This is a genomic window from Dolichospermum circinale AWQC131C, assembly GCF_000426905.1.
GTDB classification, from domain to species: Bacteria; Cyanobacteriota; Cyanobacteriia; order Cyanobacteriales; family Nostocaceae; genus Dolichospermum; species Dolichospermum circinale.
This window is the reverse complement of the sequence record NZ_KE384592.1, coordinates 77,162-79,258: the sequence shown is the minus strand read 5'-3', so window position 1 is coordinate 79,258 and position 2,097 is coordinate 77,162. Positions and strand designations below refer to the sequence as shown.

At 35.5% G+C, this 2,097-nt stretch carries 3 protein-coding genes; 1 reads left to right on the top strand and 2 read right to left on the bottom strand.

The genetic code is table 11. The features are described 5' to 3' along the window. The first annotated feature begins 117 nt into the window (after nt 1-117). Nucleotides 118-507 carry a GxxExxY protein gene (locus tag ACIR131C_RS0103520; RefSeq protein WP_028089086.1) on the top strand — a complete coding sequence of 130 codons (390 nt, stop codon included), beginning with the start codon at nt 118-120 and terminating at the stop codon, nt 505-507. Between the two features lie 40 nt (nt 508-547). On the opposite strand, the gene ACIR131C_RS0103515 is transcribed toward ACIR131C_RS0103520, so the two are convergent. After that, on the bottom strand, nt 548-1,219 hold the full coding sequence (locus ACIR131C_RS0103515; protein WP_028089085.1) for a hypothetical protein: 672 nt from the start codon (nt 1,217-1,219) through the stop codon (nt 548-550). A 7-nt stretch (nt 1,220-1,226) separates the two neighbouring features. Continuing rightward, a complete protein-coding gene (locus ACIR131C_RS0103510; protein ID WP_028089084.1) occupies nt 1,227-1,772 on the bottom strand; it encodes a hypothetical protein in 546 nt (181 codons plus the stop codon). Between the last annotated feature and the right edge of the window lie 325 nt (nt 1,773-2,097).

The window sequence follows — 2,097 nt, the reverse complement described above, 5'->3', positions numbered from 1 at the left end:
CTAAGCGGGCTATTGAGTTGGTGCATTAATTAGAACGCAGATGTACGCAGATGAACGCGGATGTTTTGGCGTTGGGTTGCGTACATTTGCTGATTTTTTTATTTGGTGGGAACGCTGATGAACGCAGATAAACGCAGATTGGATTTGAATGGGGTTACGGACAAGATTATTGGGTGTGCTTTTAAGGTGGGTAATACTTTGGGGGTTGGTTTTTTGGAGGCGGTTTATGAAAATGCGCTGGCGCATGAGTTACGGAAAATTGGTTTGTTGGTTGAGCAGCAAAAAATGTTGGAAGTTTGGTATGACGGTATAGTTGTGGGTAGTTATAGGGCTGATTTGTTGGTGGAAAACGCTATTATTGTGGAGTTAAAGGCAGTAACAACACTGGATAGTAAGCATTTTTCCCAATGTATGAATTATCTGAAAACAACTGGACTTACTCTATGTCTATTAATTAATTTTGGTAATCCCAAAGTAGAAATAAGGCGTGTTGTCCGTAATTTCTAAACCATCTGCGTTTATCTGCGTTTATCTGCGTTCCTATGAATTAGGATAGCTTGACTCGGATTTGAGGAATCTTAATTAACTGATTAGCGTTGACTGTAACATCAATTAAACCAAAAGTTCCCTTACGAGAATTTACTCGATCATAACTAATCCTAACTCCTGTATCTGAATAATTATTAGGATAATTATTAGAACTTGTAGAGTCAGACCACCCTCGCATATCTGAAACAATGTTGATACCACCACTCAATTTAGGTATTATTGAAGCATTAACTTCTGATACATCCATATTCCGATTTTGTTTGAGATATTCAGCAGCATAAGTCATTCCTACAGAACCAGGACCACCAGAAGTTGCAAGAAATTCCTGATTATTTTCGATTCTAGGAAAACCAAAACCAACATTATTTCCAAGAGGGTCTTTACGTTCAGATACAGCAATAACATTATATTGATTTTTAGGATCATTTACTTCTGCAACACCAACAGTAGTGAATTGTTGACGGATAAACTCTCTTTCAGCTAACATCACATCTTTACGTGCTTTGTACCATCGTTTGTCGCGCATTTGGAAACCAGCAAAAGCACCTCTTAACAATAGTCCAAATAATCCGAAGAAAGCATCTGCGGATTGAGGATTATATAAGCCTAAGTTAAGAACAAATGAGCCACCACCAATTAGACTATATTGAATAAATTTTCTGCGTTTCATCGGCTTGTTATTGTAAAGTGTCTTCAAAAAAAATAATTGGAGGGCACGTATTATTATTTATAGTAGATCCTCTCAGACATTCTGCTTCTAAAGCAATACTACGAACATTCCTAACATCTATTGGCCAAGAAAGTAGTTGTCCTTTAGTCACATCTTTATATTGATAAAAGTTTCCGTCTCGATAAATAGATAAGCGAACCAGTGATCCTTGTGCATGCCTATTATTATCAGCAATACCAAATGCAAGATTTAAAGTTTTATATTTTGCTTTCTGTCCTGCTTCAGTTAATCTACAAGCAACTTGATTTGTCTCTTGTTTACCAATCCAATCTCTATGGTTTGTACTAAATATAGCTATACCCCTAAAAATTTGGAGTCCTATAGGAAAGTCTTTATTTGTCGCTTTATATCTTCCATATTCTATTCCTTGACAAGACATTTCACCTAAGGAACCAACACCAACAGGACGTTTTTGAGCATCTACTGGAGTTGTACTAGATACTAAAACTGTAGCTGTCATTAAACCAGCGATCAATTGACGAAGTTTTACCATAATTTTTGTCTATCAATTAACACTTTGTAACATTTTTAACTTTACAGGAGATATTAAGCATCAAATATCAAGTTATTTTGATTTGTCCTTGAGAATAAATTAATCTTTAAAATTATTATACATCAGTAGGTTAGGTTAAAGCAAGAAAAACCAACATCACGAAATATCACGAATAGTGTTTTCTACCAATGGCAGAAAATGACAAAAACCGCCATCATATAAAAAAGTATATTCAAAAAATCACATTATGAAAAGTATGAATATTTCCTTACCTGACACCATGGGCGATTATATAGAAAAGTAGCGCAAGGTGGTTACAGCAGCC